We start from the raw sequence: 19,355 nt of genomic DNA on the forward strand, positions 1-19,355 counted from the left end.
CTCACCCGCATGAAATCACTGCTCACCTCACTTTGCTGTGCCTTCTTTTCTTTGCAGGTGCTGGCACAGTCTTTTGTTACAGATACATTTACCCTTACTGACAATAGCCGCCAGCGCAGCATTCCGGTAAAACTATACCGGCCAGCTACGCTTACCGGGCTTCATCCGGTCATCATTTTTTCGCATGGTTTGGGTGGCTCAAGAGAAGCTGCCGGCTACCTCGGCGAAGCATTGGCCACGCATGGGTATGTATGTTTTTTTATACAACACCATGGCAGCGATGAAACCGTGTGGAAAGGAAAACCACTTACACAGGCAGGGGCAGCGTTGAAAAACTCTTTGAAAGAGCCTGCCAACTTCACCAACCGTGCTGCAGATATTCCATTTATTGTGCAAGCATTGCAACAACTGCAACAGCAAAATGCCCTATTGAAAGGCCATCTGGATTTGGAAAGTATTGGTATGGCTGGTCACTCTTACGGTGCCCGCAGTACCATGATTGCTGCCGGCGAATTGTTGGGTGGCCGCATTGATCAATATACTGTGCCACAAATAAAAGCAGGGCTTGTGCTAAGCCCCAACACGCCAGAAAAAGTGAATGGCAATTTGAAAGATTATTATGCCAACATTCGCATTCCGCTCTTTCACATGACGGGCACCAAAGACGATTATCCGCTGGACAGAACCGGCAATTTTGATCCGGCACAACGGCAGTTGCCGTATCAACATATCAGCAGCAGTCCTCAGTATTTACTGGTGCTCAACGGAGCCACTCATGCTACGTTTGGCGGTGGTAGCAGGCCCAGGTTTGGTGCTGCCAATACGCGGCATCTATCGGCCATTACTACCGGTGCTATTGCGTTTTTCGATGCCTATTTAAAAAATGATAAACAGCAACTACAATGGTTGCAACAGCAGTATAGCAACAGCTTACAAAAGGGAGATGTTTTTACATATAAAGCAACTACTGCGGCACAATAGTGCGGTGTTTGCTCTTCTTGAATTTTTCTTGCAGTATCACCCCCATTGGCTTGCCAGATACCTTGCCCTCCAGCCAGCTGATGATATCGAGGTATGCAAAAGCCCGGGTTTGATGCCGGTCTTTTTCAAACTGCTTGATTTGCGCCAGCAACTTTTCCAACTCGGGTTTTAATTGCCTTGGAGAGAGGTGAATATTCTTACGGAGGAAAGTAAAAATGGCTTCTTCTACCGCTGTCAGGTTTTTCATTTTGGCCATGAAGCGATACACCGATTTTGCCAGCGATTCAATAATCATATCATTACCCAACTCATAATGCGCCATGAGGTGCATAAGCCTTGCATAACTGTGCAGGTCGTAACGCAGGTCTAATGGTTCGTGTATGATGTTTTGCAGGTAATCGATGGCCGCTTTGAAGTTGCCATAGCCAAAGTGCAGCGATGCAATTTTGTAATTGAACACCAGCACCCGGTGCTTATCGAGGTGCAGCTCAAACTTGCGGATGTTTTCTTCAATAATAGGTACTTGTTGCAAGCCTTCTTTAAATGTACCACACATCAGGTGCCAGTTGAGGCGGGCACTGGTAAGGTATATGAAAGTATGAATGCGAAAGTTGTCGTGCTGCTGACAAAGCGGCGATTTATAAAAGTCTTCAAACTCTTTGAGTGATGTTTCGAATGCTTTGAAATTACGCAAATCGAAATGTGCATTCAGCAGGTTGTGCAAGCCTTTGATGTAGTGGCCTGTTTCTACTTTTCTCCTCACCGGATCCTGATCGAAAAGGCTTACCCATTTTTTGGCGTAGCGGTAATACATCAAAAAATCTTGCCGTATAAAAGAGTACCAGCAATAGCTCTGGTACAAATACAACCGCTCATAAAAACCATCGAGGCTGTGGGCATTGGCAGGCAGATTTTCTTCAAAAAACTGCTTTATTTTTTCTTCTTCTTCCAGGTTGAGTGCATGCCCGTGTTGAATGTAAAAACTATACAACCGTACTGCAAGGTTACTGAGCTGAAATACCTGATAAATATGGGCACTTACTTCTATCGCTTCCTTTGATAATTGCTCTGCCCTTTCGTGCATACTGCGGGTAATGTACAAACCCTCTATCTTTTTTTCCAGCGATATAACCTGGCTCAGAAAATTATACTTGCCATGTGTAAAGCCAATCTCTTTGGCTTTATCTAAAAACTTAAGGCTTTGGGCAAAGAGGCCTTTATTGTACAAAATGCGGCCATAATCCAGCATTTCGTTCAGCTGAAGTTCTACACTATCCTTGCTTTTGAGATCTCGCAGGCTGGCCATGATTTGCTTATACAAATGCGTTTTCAGGTTGGCCAGTTGTGGCTTTTCTACCCCTGCCAGTTTCTTCAATAATTGCCGCTCATCGTACTCGGTCATTTTATCCAGCGCATCAAACAGCCGGACGATTTTAAGGTCTTCGCGGCTGGAGTTTTTTTTGATATACAGCTTGAAATGACGTTTTTCCGCCTTTTCCATAGCTTGTATCAATTGAAATAATATGTCGGTTTGGCGGTTGGGCATCATGTGCTATTTAGGCCGAAACCCTTGTGCTGCAAGGTTTTTCAGCCGTTTCGTGTTGGTTTGACATCATCAAATGCAGCCAAAATTAGCTTGTAGCAGGCATTTCGGGGTAGTAATATTGCATTGTGAATGTGAACAACGGGTAACACCGGAGTGAAAATCGAAAGAGCACAGACACCTACAAAGTAGATTTCGAACTTTTTTTTCATATGGCAAGCAATCGTTGAGGTCTCCTGTTTCTACAGGAGACCTTCTTTTTTCAGCCATGTCAACCATCCTGCCCGTCCTGCTCCTAAATTCCTTTTACAGCTGATGAATATCATCGTCAGCAGTACCCGCAATGTTGTTGCTTTGCAGTATGCATTTCTCTAAAAAGCGTTCTTCCTTTCATCACATCCGGCTATTTTTTGCTGGCCTTGCGGTACTGATATTTGCTACAACTTCATTTGCACAAATACCTGCACGTCAGGTAAAGCATAATTTTCATACATGGACAAGCATCAATAGTACCATGCGGTTTACCAACCGCTGGGGTATGATGGCCGATGTACATGTTCGCAGAAACAATGGCGTGAAAGATGCCAGCTTTTACTTTGCCCGAATTGGTGCCAACTATTGGCTGAATGAGAAGATCACTTTTTCATTGGCATATGGCCATCTTTGGCTGGCTCCGAGCACAGCAGGCTGGAAAACATTTGGCGATGAGCATCGCATCCATCAGCAAGCACAGTATGCAGGAGCTCTGGGAAAAGTTGGTATGCTACAACGCATTCGCAATGAACAACGCTGGGTAGAAAAAATAGCCAACGATCAACCCACCGGCAAATGGCGGTTTACCAATCGCCTTCGGTACCTTATCAATTTCAATATTCCGCTCAACAATAAACCGCATCGTTTGTCGCTGGTGCTGGCCGATGAAATCATGATGCACCAAGGCAAAGAAGTGGTGTACAACTCACTCGATCAAAACCGCATTTTCATTGGCATTCGCCAAAACCTTGGCCATGCGTGGAGCTACGATGCCGGCTACATGAATGTATACCAACAGAAATACAGCGGCTACCAGTACGATATGAATCATACGTTCCGGTTGTTTTTTTACTACACGCCCGATTTCAGAAAATCTAAATCGGTTGCCATGCATGTACCCAATTTATCCGACGAGTAATCAGGATTGCTTGCTTTTCTTTTTAGCGGGTTGCTCTTCTGCCAACAAAGCGGTTTTTATTTCCTGCAATTGCTTGCGGGTAGCATCGCTTACAGCAGGATAAGCGAGGTGTAATTTTTCAAATTCAAAAGTGAGCACTGCACCCAAACACAAGCGGGTAAACCATTTGTCATCGGCAGGCAGTACAAACCATGGCGCTTCTTTGGTAGATGTGGCCGCCAGCATTTCTTCGTAGGCTTGCATGTACGCATCCCAATGCTGCCGCTCTTGTGCATCGGCTACAGAAAACTTCCAGTTTTTTTCGGGGTTGTCGATGCGTTCAATAAAGCGTTTGCGCTGTTCATCTTTCGATACATGCAAAAAGATTTTCAGGATAATGGTGCCGTTATCAATCAAATTTTTTTCGAAGCGGTTGATTTGCTTGTAGCGTTCTTCCCAAAAAGATGACTTAATGTCTTTTACCGAATTAATGCCGGGAATATGCTCGTTGAGAATGTACTCCGGATGCACCCTCGTCACCAATACATTTTCATAATGGCTGCGGTTGAAAATGCCGATTTCGCCACGGGCAGGCAAGGCTTTGTAGTGCCGCCACAGGTAGTCGTGGTCGAGCTCTTCCTTCGATGGCGTTTTAAAGCTGGTCACTTTTACACCGCTGGGGTTTAGGCCGCTCAGCACATGTTTTACAGCGCCGTCTTTACCGGCTGCATCCATGGCTTGCAGTACAATGAGCACACTGTACTTATCCTGCGCATACAACTTATCCTGCATTTGTGACACATGCTCCAGCCCTTCTTTCAGCAGTATTTCGCCTTCTTCTTTGGTGAGTGCTTTGTGGTCGTAATCTGTAGCAAAGTCTTTGCGGAGATTTACTTTTTTACCGGGCTTTACCCGAAGGGTTTGCAGGTATTGCTCAAACCACTGACGCTTGTCTGTACGTTTTTTCATAGGGTAGTTTTAAGATGCATCGCTTAATGCCTTTTAAAACTACAGCAAATGCTGCACACTCTGCACTAATGCAGTTCGATAGTGGCTACTTCCGGTATATTAATAAGGTGCAAGGCAATGTGTTTTTTGTGCGCCTTGGGTTTGAAAGATTGAATGATCTCCAACACATCCTGATCGATATATACACTGCCGCCGCCGTTGATAGTAAGCTCTGCGTATTCAGGAATACCATCGAGTGTTTCGAGTAGCTTTTTCTTGTTGAGAAAACTCACATTCGAAGCCAATTCAATGTGTATTTCATGCAGGCCGTTGTGATGTAAATGCTGCATGGTAAAACCTGCCCTGTAAGTATGCTTGATGATGAAGTACACCGCATACACCATGCCAATCAGTACACCAATCAAGAGGTCGGTAAAGAGGATGGCGACAATGGTAAAGATGAAGGGCAAAAACTGTTCGCGGCCCTGCTTGTACACCGCTTTTATCATAGATGGTTTGGCCAGGTTGTAACCGGTGCGAATGAGTATGACAGCCAGAACGGTATACGGAATATTGTTGATGAGTGGCACCAACAACAATACTGCCAGTAGCAACCACACTCCATGCAAAATAGCCGACATGCGGCTGCGGGCCCCGGCTTCGGCATTGGCCGAGCTGCGTACTATTACAGCTGTAATGGGCAAGCCACCTACCAGCCCGCTGAGCATATTGCCTGTGCCTTGTGCCATCAGCTCCCTGTTTTGTGGCGTCAGCCGGTTGTAAGGGTCCAGCTTATCAATGGCTTCAATGCTCAGCAATGTTTCCAGCGAAGCCACAAAACAAATAACCACTGCATAGCGCCAAATTTTGGCATCGGAAAGCAAGGCACTGAAGTTGGGAAAACGAATTTCATCGGTAATGCTGGCAGGCAACTGCACGTATTGCGCAGGCTGCAACTGCAGGTATGGAATGCTGTTGTTGAGCAACAACGCCAGCAAACTGCCCAGTACCACCACCACAAATGAAGATGGCAGAAACGATACTTTCTTAGCCGCCCATTTTTGCCAGGCCCACATCATGAAAAACGAACCGGCAGCAATTACCATGGCACCGGGAGTCAATGCTTCGTAAAAAGATTTGACCTTGGAAAAGCCATGCGTAAATGTGAGCAGGTTAAACAATTCGTTGGTCCAGAAATCGGGTTTATCATACCCTATAAGCAAGGGCACCTGCTTGGCTATGAGCAACACGCCAATGGCGCTGAGCATACCTTTGATAACGGCAGAAGGAATAAAATGGGTGAAGCCACCCAACTTGAGTACGCCCAGTAAAAATTGTAATACACCTGCTACCGCTACAGATAAAAAAAAGATTTCAGGAGCACCCAAATCGGTAATGGCCGAAGCACAAATGGCCGTAAGACCGGCAGCAGGGCCACTCACACTGAGCTCCGACTTACTAAACAAAGACACCACGATACCACCAATGATGCCCGCTGCAATGCCCGCATACACCGGCGTACCCGACGCCAATGCAACGCCCATACACAAAGGCAGTGCTACAAAAAAAACAGTGACGCTGGCTTTTACATCGTGACGCAGCACAGAATGCAACAAAAACTTATTGCGGCGGCTGATAGAAAAAACGGACATGTGCCAATAGGATTGATGGATGCAGCAAGGTATATACTCTCTACCTGTTGTGATATGATATCTTTCATACACAAAAAAATCCCGATAGCTGTTGCTACCGGGATTGTACAGCGGTTGTATAATATTTTACTGCTTGATGAATGCTTGTTGTGCATTGCCCAGCACACAGTAGTAGGTTCCGGGTGTTAATTGCGTTACCGGAATTTGCACCTGGCTATTGGCAGCTACCATCATGCGGTAAACTACTTGTCCGTTGGCTTGTACTATGCGCAGTTCGCCAGCGGTGGGTGCTTGCACAGTCAGTTGGTTTTGTGCTACAGTCGGGTACAATTTAAATGTGCCTGATACAGGTGCGCCCAACACCAATACATGGCTGAAAGAAACAGCAGCATTGGGCTGTATCATTTTTAATCGATAGTACAAAGTGCCTGCAACGTTTGAGTGCTGGTATTGCTTACGGGAAGATGCAACCGCCACGCTATGCTTGTACAAATCATTAAACCGAATACCATCTGTACTCACTTGCAACACTACCTGGTAGTGAGCAGCTGTAGCATCAAGTACCCAATTGAGTTCGTTAGTGGCCCCCGCTTTTTTCCCGGTGAAGCTATTGAGTACAACAGGTAATGTACCACCGGCAAATATGCGGCTGGCATACAAATCATAATTGCTATTGCGGTTGTCGGCCCAAGCTACAATAGCACCATTGCTACCATCGCTTACCAACACCGGATTGTCTTGTCCGTTAGCCGCATTGGCTACCACCACACCGTTGGTTGTCCAGGGTGTGCTGCCATCTGCACTTACTCTTGCAGCATACACATCGTTGTTGCCGTTGCGGTTGTCTTGCCATGCAATGATGGCACCACCTGTACCATCGGTTACAATTTGTGGCAGTTGCTGGCGACCTGCCGAAGTACATACAGGCAAGCCCGTTGTGTAGCTCGTCCACTCAAATGCACCGGCACTGTTTACCCGCTGGGCGTAAATATCAAAGTTTGTAAATGAGCCGCCATCACTGCGATAGTCGAACCAGGTGATGATGGCACCGCCATTACCGTCGCTTACCAGTTTAGGGTCATTCTGATAATTGGCCGCTGTGCAAATGGCGTTGCCATTGCTGTTCCATTGAGCTACGCCATTGTTGTTGATGCGCTGCATGTACACATCGCTGCTGGTGCCGGGGCGATAATCTTCCCATACAATCAATGCGCCGCCTGCACCATCGGCCAGCAGTTCAGCATCGCCCTGCATACCCGAAGCTGTGCACACCGCCACGCCATTGGCTGTCCATTGCACAGCGCCGGTTGCATCAATCCGTTGTGCGTAAATGTCGTAGTTGCTGCCACCACTGCGGCTGTCTTGCCACACCACTATGGCACCACCTGCTGCATCTGTTGTCATTTTTGGATATAGCTGATACCCCGATGCATTGCTGATGAGTACGCCATTGGCAGCCCATGCTGCAGTACCATCATTGTTTATTTTTTGCATGTACACATCGCTATTTGCACTGGTTCGGTCATCGTGCCAGGCTACCATGCAGGCACCACCACCAAGGTTGAGTACATTGGGGTTGTATTGCGTACCTGCAGCATTGCAAACAGCAATGCCATTGGCTGTCCACAGTGCATTGCCATTGGCATCCATACGTTGCATGTAAATATCCTGATTAGCGCCACGATTGTCTTGCCATACAATAAAAGCACCACCGGCAGCATCACTGTATATTGTTGGAAAATTTTGGTTGCCTGTAGCGGTACAAACGGCTTTGCCATCAGCATCCCACAGTACTTGGCCGGCTGCATTGATCCGTTGTGCATACACATCGCCTTCGCCACTGCGCCAATCACTCCATACAATGATGGCACCACCTGCGCCATCGGTAGTAATGGATGCAGCGTACTGCAAATTGGTTTGAACTGAAATGGGATTGTTGAGGGATGGATCGTTGTTCCACTGTGCGGATGCCTGCATGGCCAGCAGCCCGCAGCAGAGTGTAAAAAATTGCTTCATGCAAAATGAGTTGAACTTTCTGAAATAAGGTGGCGCAAAGAAAGGGAGTTCTATGAATGCTACTGCCCTATTCCATCATGCACAAAAAAATCCCGGCAGCTTTCACTACCGGGATTCACTTATTTACTCAACAGCTTACGCTTCACTCTTCATCGACTTAGCAATGCGGTTGCGTTCGTGTTCATCCAAAATCACTTTGCGCATCCTTATGAAGTTGGGTGTTACTTCAATGCACTCATCCTGCTGAATGTATTCCATACACTCTTCCAAAGTGAGCAGCGTTTTGGGGGCAATGCAGGCTTTGGGCACATCAGTTGGTACGCGACAAACTGGCGAGTTACTGCGATCCTGAACATACCGTGTTGAACATCACCAACTATGGAAAATTTTGGATACTTCGAGGAGGGTATACTTCATTTCTCAGCGATCAGCATGTTTTAAAAGAGAAGCCTCCTGCTAATGAAAAAGACCAGCAAAAGGTAGAGCTCCTGGAAGCCCGGCTTAAACTCACTCATTACCGCTTGGTTGGATTTTGGATTACCCTGGTTATTTCGCTGGTTGGATTCCTCTTATCAGTCATCAACCTGTACCTGTATTTCTCTAAAAAATAATAGCCGCAGCAAGCAATTACTACGGCTATCGACTTATACTTCATTTGGTGGTTACATTTCATCCTGCGATGGACCGTAAGTGCCCGGTACTTTACAGCCTGCTGCCCTCAGGTATACCGTAAACTGTCCGCGGTGGTGGTACAAGTGATTCATCAGGAAGGTTCTGATGGCCTGCACCCGGGGCATTTGCATCAAAACCTGGCCACCCATACTCATGGCCCAGGTTTCCATGAAAACGCTATCATCGGGTACACTTTCCAACGCAGCAATTGCCTTGGGAAGGTTTTCTTCAAATTTGGCTACAATATTGGAGGCTTTGCTTATGTCTCCTTTATCGTATTTGTAAGTGCCCATGTCAAAATTGTTGGTAGAAAATGTGTCGGTGTACCAGTTGTAGGTTTCGGCAATATGACTGGCTAATTGCGCCATGCTCCAGTTCTTATGATCAGGTTTGTATCCCAGCGATTCATCGGTCATCGCTTCCAGTAATTTGCGGGTGTTGCCAGCTTCGTATTTGAGCTCGGCAAGAAAGGCTTCTTTCATTGACATAGTAAAAGGGTTTAGTGCAGTAAAATACAAAACACAGGAGTCACCTGAAACCCTTTCAACGCCAAAATGATGAATGGTTGTAGTAAGTTTATTTGGAAGGCTGCTGTACCGATTGCCACAGGTCAGCCAGCGCTTTATTGGGGAGCCAGCTGCTGATGAATTGATCGGTTTTTTTCCAGCTCTCCGCAGGCTCAATGTTCAATGAAGGCTGGAGGCCTATATAACCCTGCTGCTGGTTGATGGGTTGTAGCTGACCATTGGCAAAGCGAGTTCTTAGTATAGCATCGAACCATTGAAGGGCCATTTCTTTCGATCGGCCTACGTCATGGCCAATCCCTGTTTCCTGCGCCCATGCCCAGCAGGCGCCAATACGCCTGTTGAGCGCATACACGCCTTTTACTACGGTGGAGCGGTATTCCATGTCCTTCTCACCGGTAAAGAACAGCGCTGGCACATTGCGGGTAGCCACCGGCGACATGGCGGTGTAGTAAAACCCGCCTTTGTTTACTACAAACCCAATGATGCGGTTGGGTTTCCAGCAGGCCATTTCATAGTTAAACTGCCCACCGGCACTCATGCCCCAAAGCAGCATGGGCGCATTTGCCAATGCAGGATGGCCGCTTTTTACAGCCAATTGCCTGAGTGCTTTCAGTAAAGTGTCGCCACTGCCTGCAGGCACATACATGTACTCTTCAGCCATCATGAATTCGTGTGGCTTATCGGTAAAATAACAACCAACCAATGCGAGTTGATTTTTGGCGGCAAAGGCCTGCCATTGCGGGTCATCCACTTCTGGTCGTCCGTCGCTGTTACTTCCGGGCATCAGTACCAGCCATGCTTTCAGCTGCCTGGCTGTATCAGCATGCCACATTCGAAACATGGCTTTGTCATAATTTCTGCCAGACCTATAGCTGGTATCGTATGAAATGGCATTGGCACTCATGGAGAAGGCGATGAGCATTGCCATGATGATGATTCGCTTCATTTTCTTATACTTTTTGCTTGTTCTGCTATTATGGTTTGTTTGTTTTTGCCGACACCTGATATGGTTAGCTTTTTCCAGTGGGCAGGCAGGGTGGAAGGCATTTGCGTAACGCCTTTACCAGTAATGTCGAGACCTCCAAAACCGAACAGCACGGCTTGTAATACGCCGCCTGCTCCGGTTAGAAAATAGGGGTTGGTGCCGCCTTTGAATTCTGCCATCACCCTGAAGGGCGGGTTGAGATTGGGACGATAAGCATCCTGGAAGAAATGCCATGCCTTTGCACTATCGCCCAGCCTGCTGTAGAGCAGCGAAAAGATGGCCTGCGTCATGGCAGGAGTGCCTGAAACCGGCACACGGGTTTCATAATACTCGAGGTCTTTTCGAATCTGTGCAGGCTGTGTTATTTCTTTCAGCGGGAATGCCAGCAGGTTTACATCGCCCTGCTTGATACCACCGCCATTGTAGGTGGAATGTTCTTTGGTTACCCCATTTTCAAACTGCAGCACCGGGATGTTTTTTGCCACCAATGCCCAATCGGGGTCAGCCGACTTTCCAAGCAGCGAGGCGGCTTCCGTTGCAATCTGCAGGTTGGCTTTGGCGGCTGCATTTGTGAAGGCATCATTGTCTACATTCTCGGCCCATTCATCGGCAGCCACCACATTGTTGATGTCGTACTTGCCGGGCCCGTTCCTTTCCACCCTGCTGCACCAGAATGCTGCGGTAGCTTCAATAATTGGCCACCCTTTTTCATGCAGCCAGTCTTTGTCTTGTGTCACACAATAATATTGCCAGGCGGCTAGCGCCACACAGGCGGTTATATGGTGCTCGAATGGGCCAGATAAGGCCCACACAGGCGTTTCTTCATATCCCGACACTGCACTTTCCCAAGGGTACATAGCTCCTTTGTAGCCATGGGATAAAGCATTTTGCTTAGCCTGTGGCAATCGCTGAAAACGATACTCGATCATCGACCCGGCCATGGAAGGCTGCAGCAGCGCAAGCACGGGGAACATCCACACATCCGCATCCCAAAACACATGGCCGTTGTAGCCTTGCCCACTAAGCCCCATTGGAGAAAGAGAATAACCAGTACCGGGCCGAATGCTGGCATACAGGTGGTACAGCATGTTTCGGATATCCTGCTGGCTTTGTGGATCGCCTTCGATGGTAATGTCACTTTTCCAGATTTCATCCCAGGCTTTGTTGTGCCCGTTCAGCAAACGGTTGAAACCTTCGAGGCGGGCATAAATGGTGAGGCGTTCTGCTTCATTGCGTGGATCGGGATGATGGGCCGAAGTAATGGAAGCACCAACAATACCAAAACGGTAAGTTTTGCCTGAATCCACCGTTGTTTGAAACCGCATGAAATGGCGGCCATCATCGGGTGTCTGGTGAATGATATCGGGTTGTGATGCTTTGCTTCCTTCAAATAAAAAGCTGGTGGTAGCACATAATTGCAACGCACCGGTTGGGCTTTGCGCCAAACTGGTTTGCAAAGGGAACCCGACATGACTGCGATCAATTTCCTGGAAGTATTGTTGCGTATTTCGCAGCTCTGCCGGTGCCTGCAAAATGCTGGATGCACCCAGCGAAATATTTCTGAGGGCTTTTACTTCCACATCCATCAGCACACAATACGGCAAGTGGCGTAGCGCATAATAGGTATACTTCACTTCCGCTTTGCCGGGGTATTGAAAACTTACCTCAAAACCGCCATTCCTGGCATTTAGCTGTTGCCGATAGTTGATGATTTCCTTTGGGTTGGGTGACCTTCCATCAATACGCAGGTCTGCCTGCAACAGGTTGAAGCTGTTGATGAAATTGCTGACCCTGCCACGGCCATAGCTGTCGTAAGCACCGGCCAATACCACGTTGTTTACCTTGAACGGTTCGGATGATGAAATGATACCGATCATACCGTTACCTGAAGTAATGCCGTAGTACCCGGTACCGATTGAATCTGCTGCAATGCGCCAGGCATCCTGCGCTGTTGCTAATACACTCACGCCACTCATCAGCAGGGCGATGAGCATTTTTCTGCTACACATAGATTGAAGGGAATAAAAAAAGGATCCGGGCCTAAGCCCGAATCCCTGTAGTTAAAACGACTGCTAATATCCTGGATTTTGTTTGAGATTGGGGTTGGCCTCCATGGCGCTGATCGGGATCGGCAACAGGATTTTGTAATCAGGCGTTACCGACGCTTTTTGGCTGCGTGCTGCAGTATAGGTGCCGAAGCGGATCATATCGGTACGACGATTGCCTTCCCAGTAAAATTCGTAGCCACGCTCTTTCAAAATATCTGAAAGCGCTACTGCTGCCAGTGCAGGGCGATTACGCTTGGTACGCAGCGTATTGATGTCGGACAATGCGCCGGCGTTATCGCCATTGCGCAATTTCGCTTCAGCCCTCATGAGGTAAGTGTCGGCCAAACGATAGTAAGGAAAGTCGTTGCCGGCAGCACCGGTGTTGGTGGTGCGGGGGTTTGGCGCAAACTTCAATACACGAACACCCTGCTGTTCTTTTGAGTTGCTGATGCTAAAATCTTTAGTGAAGATGAGGTCTTCGCCGGTTCTTGTTTTGAGTGCTACACCAGCTGGTGAATACTGCTGACCAATAAGCAATCCCTGGTTGAAGCCAAGAGCAGCTTTGTTACGGGTGTCTTTGAAACGCACATCAGTAGTGTCCCAGGTGTCTACAAATTCGGGCGAAGTACAACAGCCATTGAAGAGGCTGGCGAAATTGCCAAACTTTTGGTTGTAGTGCAGCGTGATGCGTACCCAATCGGCACCCGTCAATGCAATGGTTTCATCGTAAATAACCGACAAGATCGATTCTGTGGAATGCAGGTATGCGCCATTGTTGTACTGGAACATAGCCCAGTAATCATCGGCCAGTTTGTAATCGCCGCTGCTGATGATGGCATCGCATTGTGCGACAGCTTCAGTCCACTTGGCGGTGCCGGTAAGCACCTGGTGGTTGAGGTATACATTGGCCAGCAACATTTGCGCAGCGGCCTTCGACACACGACCGTAAGGCAGCTGTGATTTTGTTTTCAACTGGGGAATGATCTCATTCAGCTCCGCAATGATTCGGGTAACAGCCTGCTGGCGATCGAGGATCTGTGGGTACGATGAATAATCATATTCTTCAGCCTCGCGGAAAGGGAAATGACCGAAGTTGTCTGCCAGGCGATACATACACAATGCACGAATGAATTTCACTTCTGCGATGTAGGTATTCACTTTGTCATCACTTGGAAATTTGGTGAGGTACATGAGTGCCACATTGCAACGGGTGATGCCCAGCATGAAGCTGTTGAAGGTGTTGCGGATGTAAGAATTGGTTGGCGTATACTCATGGGTATACAGTGTCTGCAAATCGGGACTCACCCAGTCGCTGCCGCGGGCAGGCCATGCCAGTTCATCGGTGGTGCCTTCCAGCGTGCCCCATACACCACTGCGGTTTTGCAGGTCGCGGAGGTAAGCATACGCCGGCGACACCAGCGATTCCATGTTCTTCGGATCCAGCACTGCCTGGGTTCCATCCTGTTCGTCAAGAATTTTTTCTTTTACCGAACATCCTGCCATGCCCAAAAGGCCGGCAGCGAAAACTATATAAAAAGCTATTTTCTTCATGGTGAACTTGCGTTGTTATGAGGATTAGAATTCTACGTTTACTCCGGCCGTAATGGTGCGAGCCTTCGGATAAGTGGTCCAGTCGATACCAATACTGGGCACTCCGTTTGAAGCATGGTCCGCATTTACTTCGGGGTCGTATCCTTTGTACTTCGTTATTACAAACAGGTTGTTGGCAGATACATAAGCTTTCAGGCTCTTCATCCAGCTGATGCCAGCTGTATTGAAGCGGTATCCCAGGGAGGCGCTTCCCAGTCGGAAGAATGAACCAGGCTCAATAAAGCGGCTACTGTAGGTGAGCGTTCCATTCAGGTTTTCAGGAAGCGTAATGGCATCCTTGGTTGCATTCCATTCCTTCATGATGAGGGTGCGCTGGTCCAGGATGTTGCCGGTGTTGTTGTATACCTTGTTGCCATACACGCCGTTGAAGAACATAGCCAGGTCGAGCTGCTTGTAGCGCAGTGACGTGTTGAAGCCATAGTTGAATTTCGGCATGGCATTGCCCAAAACCTGGTCGAATTCTTTGCCATCCTTGTCCTTCTCGAAAAGGCTGTTGCCGCTGGCATCAAAGCCCAAAAACTTACGTCCCCAGAAAGTGCCGATGGGTTCACCGCTCATGATCACTTGTGAAGAATAACCAGTGATGCCTGGGCCGCTGGGGCTACCGGTGGTAATGCGGCTCATAGGCAGGTTCTTCACTTCATTGCGAATGGTAGTGAAGTTTACACCGGCATCCCAGGTAAAGTTCCTGTTGTTGATAAGTGTTCCATTCAGCACCATTTCAAGGCCTTTGTTGATGATGCTCATATTGTCCACATTGGTCCATACTGAAGTGGTAGGAGCGGGTGCTATGCTATACACCTGCAAGAGCACGTCGGTGGTTTTTTTGTTGAACACATCGATAGAACCGGTAAAGCGGTTGCGCAGGAAGCTGAAGTCCACACCCAGGTTCAGCTGCTCCGTTTTTTCCCAACGGATATCAGGGTTGGGTGTACGGTTGAGCGTAATCCCTGCTACTACATTGCCTGTAGAACCATCCAGGATGGCGCCGCCGGTTGTACCCAGCAATACTTGGGAGATCTTGTTGGGGATTTCCTGGTTACCGGTGATACCCCAGCTCAGGCGCACTTTCAGGTCGCTGAGGGCCGTGAAGTTTTCCATGAATTTTTCCTTACTCAGTTTCCACGCAAATGAAGCAGAGGGAAAGAAACCATACTTATTGTTTTCACCAAACTTGGTAGAACCATCAGCACGCAGGGTAGCAGTAAACAAATATTTATCAGCCAGGTCATAGTTCACACGGCCGAAAAATGACTGCAGTGCGTTTTCAGAGATGTCTGATGAAACAATGGCGCGGGTGTAGTTTCCAAACGAAAGTTCATTGAGGTAGTCAATGCCTTCCACTGTAAAACCGTCTACACTCAGCGTATGCACGTAATTGTTGAACTTTTGGTAACTGTGACCAGCCAGCACATTTAATTTGCTGGACTTACCTGCATTGAAATCATAGGTGATGAAGTTTTCAATGAGGCTGCTGTTCATGGTAACGTCATTCACATTGGCGGTGCCATAGTTGGTGAGGTAAATCAGCTGTTTGTTTTGAGTAACCTTACGGGTGGCTTTCGAATTGCTTACACCCACATTTACTTTATAGCTGAAGCCTTTGAAGAGATTTAATGTAGCGCTGATATTCCCAAGTATGCGGTCGGTTTGCGTTTTATCGTTGGTAAGCTCAATCATGGCTACCGGGTTGCGCACATCTTTGCTATACTGGTAGAAAGAACCGTCGGTGTTGTATACCGGGAAGGTAGGGTTCACCTTGAGGGCACTAAGCAACACGTCGCCCTCATAGCCACCCGTTTCGCCAATGGGTACTCGTTGGTCGTTGGTGCGGGCTGTAGTGAGGTTGGCTTCAAGTTTCAGTTTGTTGTTGAATGCTGCATGAGCTACGTTCACCCTTGCCGTTACTTTATCCAAACCAGTTTTGCGAATGATACCTTCCTGGTTCATATAGCTGAGCGATGCACGGTAGCTTGTATTGTCTGAGCCGCCGCCAAAAGACAGGCTATGGTTTTGAGAAACTGCGGTACGGAAAATTTCATCCTGCCAGTTGGTGTTAGCACCCATATCGCCGGTGGTGGCACCATTGGCTTTGCGGAAGGTGCGGAACTCTTCAGCACTCAGCATGGGTAGTTGCTTGGGCAGTTCGGAGAATCCTACATAGCCGGAATAGGCCAGTTGTCCTTTTCCTTTTTTACCTTTTTTGGTGGTGATCATGATGACCCCGTTTGAACCACGAGAACCATAAATGGCGGCAGCACTGGCATCTTTCAGGATGGCGATACTTTCAATATCATCGGGGTTCAGAAAGTTGAGCGGGTTTTTGCGGGCTGAACCACCCACGCCGCCTACGCTACCACCTTCAGGCTGCAGGTCGGTAATGTCGAGTGGCACACCGTCTACCACATACAGTGGATCCTGGCCCGAACGTACAGAGTTGGAGCCACGCACCCTTACTGCAATGCCTGCACCGGGTTCGCCTCCATTTGCCATGGTAGAAACACCGGCCAGGCGGCCTTGCATCAATTCTGTGGGAGAGGTAACTACGCCCACGTTAAAGTCTTTTGTGCCAATGGCAGTAATGGCTCCCGTGAGGTCGCCTTTTTTCACGGTGCGGTAGCCTACCACCACTGTAGCGTTCAGCTCATTCGGTTTTTCCTGCAGGCTGATACTCAACTGGTGGTTCTTGCCAATGGCTACGCTGAAATTTTCGTGACCTACAAAGGAAATCAGCAATTGGTCGCCCTCAGTCACCTGGATTTTGAAATGACCATCTGCATTGGTAGTAGTGCTGTTTCCTCCGTTTTTGGAGGTCACTGTAGCCCCATTCAACGGCTGACCCGTGGTGGCCGACAATACCGTACCGGTAATGGTGATGGTAGAGTCCGCCACTTCTTCCTGCTTTGGCTGTTCTGGCTTTTCGGAGATGACGATCGTTTTTTCTACTATAGCATAGTTGAAAGGCTGATCGCTGAAACACTGTTCCAATACAGCGGTAAGCGGAAGGTCTTTGGCTTGAATGGATACCAGCTTTGCCTTAGTGAGCCAGGCATCGTTATAAAAGAAAAGGTAACCGGTTTGTTTTTTGAGCTCCGTCAATACACTTTTCAGGGAGGCATTCTTAGCTGTAAGCGTTACTTTTTGCCCATAGCCGAAGGCTCCGGCCTGGAGGCAAAAAGCGAGCATGAATACAGCGAATAATTTCATTACCAGTAATTTTTTGATCAGAGAGGTTGGAATAGCATTTCTCCTACTGCAAAAAACTTCGTTTTGCATAGTTTTGGTTGATTTTGGTTTCATCAAAAAAGGTTGGATCAGACAGTCTTTGCGGTGGCCATTTTTATCGCCGGAAGTGTTGCAGCATTTCCGGTTTTTTTTGGCCTCATAGCTTTTCAGCATTTGTTTTTCAGCATAGGCAATGTGGCTTTTTTAGTCATTTACGATAAGTGTTTTCTCATCCAGCTCAAGTTGTATACCACTGAGCTTTAATATCTTAATTATCTCACTCAGCCTGGCCTGGCGTGGCAGGTACCCGCTAAAATGATTCAGGGTTTTCTGGTTCCTGTATTCCACCTGCACACCATACCACCGCGACAATTCTTTCATGAGCAGGTGTATATCGGCATTGTCAAAATAGAACTGCTGGTTCATCCATGCCATTACTCCTTCCGTATTCACCTGGCGTACTTGCACAGGCTCGGCCCCGCGTACTATGCCCTGGTCGCCGGGCAGCAGTTGTCGCTGGCTGCTTCCGGTTTCCACCTGCACTTTCCCTTCCAGCAAAGTGGTGCGAATGGCATTATCGTCGGCATAGGCATTGATGTTGAAATGTGTGCCTAATACGGTGACTGTGGCTTTACCTTCTATATCTACTTTAAATGGTTTGGCGGCATCATGGGCTACTTCGAAGTAAGCTTCTCCGCTTATGCGCACCCTGCGTTCCTGGCCACCAAAAGCTGTGGGAAAGCTGATGGAAGAGGCGGCATTGAGCCATACATTACTCCCATCGGGTAGGGTAAGCTGGAACTGACCACCCGCCGGAGTTATCAGTTCATGGTTTTCAATAGTGGCATCATGGCCGGAATAGGATAGCTGACCCTCGCCGGCATCGAGCCGTGCATCGGCTTGCTGTAAAAAGCTTAGGTTGGCACTGCTGTCGAGCGGCACCAAGGTGCCGTCTGCCAGCCGCAGCATGGCTTTGTTGCCACCGGGCATGCGGTCATGCTTTGGTTGCGATTGATTGGTCAACTGGTCTCCGGATGGCTTGCCGGGCTGCAGGTACCACCAGGTGCCAGTTACAATCACCAGCAAAATGGCAGCTGCGGCCAGCCAGTGCAATACCGGTCGACGAACCTGGCGAACCGGGGTAATGCCGGCAGCCTGCCAAATACGTTGTTGGAGCAGGAATTCAATTTCGTAAGGATCGGGAATGTCGGTCTGGCTGGCACTGGTCTCTGCTGCCTCCATCCAGTGGAGATAGCGTTGCATCTGCTCATCGGAGGCGCTGCCATCCGCTATCCTGGCGGCTATTTCTTCCAGCCTGCTTGGTGTGCTGTTTTCACTCATTACGCATATAAGGCACTCAAGTGCCCCCTAACCCCTAAGCCATTCAAAAAAAATTATCGGGAGAGAATAGCTACCAGTAACAGCACCATGTATTCCCTGGTATGTGCCCTCAGCCGGCGCAGGGCAATGGTCATTTGGTTTTCCACTGTTTTCACAGAAATGCCCAACTTCTCAGCTATTTGCTGGTTGGTAAGACCATGGTTCCGGCTCAGTGTAAATACTTCGCGGCATTTTTCTGGAAGGCCCTCAATAGTTTGTTGTATGATGGCTTTCAATTCCCGCAGTTCGGCGCTATCCTGCCCGGTGTGGGTATAGGTGGTTTCCATCACCCAGTTGTCCAGCAGGTCTTGCCGTACTTTTCCCGACCGAATATAATTGGCCAATTTGTACTTGACTGCGGTTTTCAGGTAGGCCTGAACGGAGGTGTGTACTTTAATTTGTTGCCGCTGCTGCCAAATCCATACAAATACATCCTGTACGATGTCCATGGCGGCGGCCTCATCTTTCAAAAAATACAAAGCCAGTTTGTACATCGGCTGCCAATGTGCCTTATAGAGCTGGTCAAAGGCTGCAGTATCATCAGCTGCAACCTTCAGCAGAAGGCTTTTGTCATTGTCATCCTCCGGTATGGGCATGTAACAAATGGTTTGGTAATG

15 protein-coding genes are annotated in these 19,355 nt (G+C 48.2%); 3 read left to right on the plus strand and 12 right to left on the minus strand.

Annotated features, from left to right (window positions below; genetic code table 11):
- The first annotated feature begins 9 nt into the window (after positions 1-9).
- Complete coding sequence (locus tag V7Q13_RS08800) at positions 10-981, plus strand: alpha/beta hydrolase family protein (protein ID WP_333800312.1); 972 nt, start codon at positions 10-12, stop codon at positions 979-981.
- Here V7Q13_RS08800 and V7Q13_RS08805 read toward each other — a convergent pair.
- On the minus strand, positions 965-2,530 hold the full coding sequence (locus V7Q13_RS08805) for a hypothetical protein (protein ID WP_333800313.1): 1,566 nt from the start codon (positions 2,528-2,530) through the stop codon (positions 965-967). The genes V7Q13_RS08800 and V7Q13_RS08805 overlap by 17 nt on opposite strands.
- Before the next feature lie 355 nt (positions 2,531-2,885).
- Between V7Q13_RS08805 and V7Q13_RS08810 the strand changes: the two genes are divergently transcribed.
- On the plus strand, positions 2,886-3,695 hold the full coding sequence (locus V7Q13_RS08810; RefSeq protein ID WP_333800314.1) for a DUF2490 domain-containing protein: 810 nt from the start codon (positions 2,886-2,888) through the stop codon (positions 3,693-3,695).
- On the opposite strand, the gene V7Q13_RS08815 is transcribed toward V7Q13_RS08810, so the two are convergent.
- The 4 genes from V7Q13_RS08815 to V7Q13_RS08830 form a co-directional block, all read right to left on the minus strand.
- Entirely contained in the window at positions 3,696-4,643 is a 948-nt protein-coding gene (locus V7Q13_RS08815; protein ID WP_333800315.1) for a polyphosphate kinase 2 family protein, read from the minus strand.
- A 65-nt stretch (positions 4,644-4,708) separates the two neighbouring features.
- On the minus strand, positions 4,709-6,274 hold the full coding sequence (locus V7Q13_RS08820; protein WP_333800316.1) for a SulP family inorganic anion transporter: 1,566 nt from the start codon (positions 6,272-6,274) through the stop codon (positions 4,709-4,711).
- A gap of 126 nt (positions 6,275-6,400) precedes the next feature.
- Positions 6,401-8,290, minus strand: a complete 1,890-nt coding sequence (locus V7Q13_RS08825; RefSeq protein WP_333800317.1) for a hypothetical protein — start codon at positions 8,288-8,290, stop codon at positions 6,401-6,403.
- Between the two features lie 135 nt (positions 8,291-8,425).
- Positions 8,426-8,599, minus strand: a complete 174-nt coding sequence (locus V7Q13_RS08830) for a hypothetical protein (protein WP_157475896.1) — start codon at positions 8,597-8,599, stop codon at positions 8,426-8,428.
- Positions 8,600-8,604: 5 nt separating this feature from the next.
- Here V7Q13_RS08830 and V7Q13_RS08835 point away from each other — a divergent pair, with 5 nt between their 5' ends.
- Positions 8,605-8,901, plus strand: a complete 297-nt coding sequence (locus V7Q13_RS08835) for a hypothetical protein (protein ID WP_157475895.1) — start codon at positions 8,605-8,607, stop codon at positions 8,899-8,901.
- Between the two features lie 51 nt (positions 8,902-8,952).
- On the opposite strand, the gene V7Q13_RS08840 is transcribed toward V7Q13_RS08835, so the two are convergent.
- From V7Q13_RS08840 to V7Q13_RS08870, 7 genes are all read right to left on the minus strand, one after another.
- Positions 8,953-9,450, minus strand: a complete 498-nt coding sequence (locus V7Q13_RS08840) for a DinB family protein (RefSeq protein WP_333800318.1) — start codon at positions 9,448-9,450, stop codon at positions 8,953-8,955.
- Between the two features lie 88 nt (positions 9,451-9,538).
- A complete protein-coding gene (locus tag V7Q13_RS08845; protein WP_157475894.1) occupies positions 9,539-10,435 on the minus strand; it encodes a hypothetical protein in 897 nt (298 codons plus the stop codon).
- Positions 10,432-12,483 carry a glycoside hydrolase family 65 protein gene (locus tag V7Q13_RS08850; protein ID WP_333800319.1) on the minus strand — a complete coding sequence of 684 codons (2,052 nt, stop codon included), beginning with the start codon at positions 12,481-12,483 and terminating at the stop codon, positions 10,432-10,434. Before V7Q13_RS08850 ends, V7Q13_RS08845 begins: the two co-directional genes overlap by 4 nt.
- Positions 12,484-12,546: 63 nt before the next feature.
- Entirely contained in the window at positions 12,547-14,073 is a 1,527-nt protein-coding gene (locus V7Q13_RS08855; RefSeq protein ID WP_333800320.1) for a RagB/SusD family nutrient uptake outer membrane protein, read from the minus strand.
- A 24-nt stretch (positions 14,074-14,097) separates the two neighbouring features.
- Complete coding sequence (locus V7Q13_RS08860) at positions 14,098-17,340, minus strand: TonB-dependent receptor (protein WP_333800321.1); 3,243 nt, start codon at positions 17,338-17,340, stop codon at positions 14,098-14,100.
- 222 nt (positions 17,341-17,562) lie between these two features.
- On the minus strand, positions 17,563-18,699 hold the full coding sequence (locus V7Q13_RS08865) for a FecR family protein (RefSeq protein WP_333800322.1): 1,137 nt from the start codon (positions 18,697-18,699) through the stop codon (positions 17,563-17,565).
- Between the two features lie 53 nt (positions 18,700-18,752).
- On the minus strand, positions 18,753-19,334 hold the full coding sequence (locus V7Q13_RS08870) for an RNA polymerase sigma-70 factor (RefSeq protein ID WP_333800323.1): 582 nt from the start codon (positions 19,332-19,334) through the stop codon (positions 18,753-18,755).
- Between the last annotated feature and the right edge of the window lie 21 nt (positions 19,335-19,355).

This window comes from Phnomibacter sp. (genome assembly GCF_036803085.1).
Taxonomy (GTDB): domain Bacteria; phylum Bacteroidota; class Bacteroidia; order Chitinophagales; family Chitinophagaceae; genus Phnomibacter.

What these genes read in the sequence shown, in the direction of transcription:
- V7Q13_RS08865 (WP_333800322.1), bottom strand. Translation starts at nt 18,699, where the DNA reads ATGAGTGAAAACAGCACACCAAGCAGGCTGGAAGAAATAGCCGCCAGG.
- V7Q13_RS08845 (WP_157475894.1), bottom strand. Translation starts at nt 10,435, where the DNA reads ATGAAGCGAATCATCATCATGGCAATGCTCATCGCCTTCTCCATGAGT.
- V7Q13_RS08805 (WP_333800313.1), bottom strand. Translation starts at nt 2,530, where the DNA reads ATGATGCCCAACCGCCAAACCGACATATTATTTCAATTGATACAAGCT.
- V7Q13_RS08800 (WP_333800312.1), top strand. Translation starts at nt 10, where the DNA reads ATGAAATCACTGCTCACCTCACTTTGCTGTGCCTTCTTTTCTTTGCAG.
- V7Q13_RS08825 (WP_333800317.1), bottom strand. Translation starts at nt 8,290, where the DNA reads ATGAAGCAATTTTTTACACTCTGCTGCGGGCTGCTGGCCATGCAGGCA.
- V7Q13_RS08840 (WP_333800318.1), bottom strand. Translation starts at nt 9,450, where the DNA reads ATGTCAATGAAAGAAGCCTTTCTTGCCGAGCTCAAATACGAAGCTGGC.
- V7Q13_RS08870 (WP_333800323.1), bottom strand. Translation starts at nt 19,334, where the DNA reads ATGCCCATACCGGAGGATGACAATGACAAAAGCCTTCTGCTGAAGGTT.
- V7Q13_RS08810 (WP_333800314.1), top strand. Translation starts at nt 2,886, where the DNA reads ATGCATTTCTCTAAAAAGCGTTCTTCCTTTCATCACATCCGGCTATTT.
- V7Q13_RS08850 (WP_333800319.1), bottom strand. Translation starts at nt 12,483, where the DNA reads ATGTGTAGCAGAAAAATGCTCATCGCCCTGCTGATGAGTGGCGTGAGT.
- V7Q13_RS08820 (WP_333800316.1), bottom strand. Translation starts at nt 6,274, where the DNA reads ATGTCCGTTTTTTCTATCAGCCGCCGCAATAAGTTTTTGTTGCATTCT.
- V7Q13_RS08855 (WP_333800320.1), bottom strand. Translation starts at nt 14,073, where the DNA reads ATGAAGAAAATAGCTTTTTATATAGTTTTCGCTGCCGGCCTTTTGGGC.
- V7Q13_RS08860 (WP_333800321.1), bottom strand. Translation starts at nt 17,340, where the DNA reads ATGAAATTATTCGCTGTATTCATGCTCGCTTTTTGCCTCCAGGCCGGA.
- V7Q13_RS08815 (WP_333800315.1), bottom strand. Translation starts at nt 4,643, where the DNA reads ATGAAAAAACGTACAGACAAGCGTCAGTGGTTTGAGCAATACCTGCAA.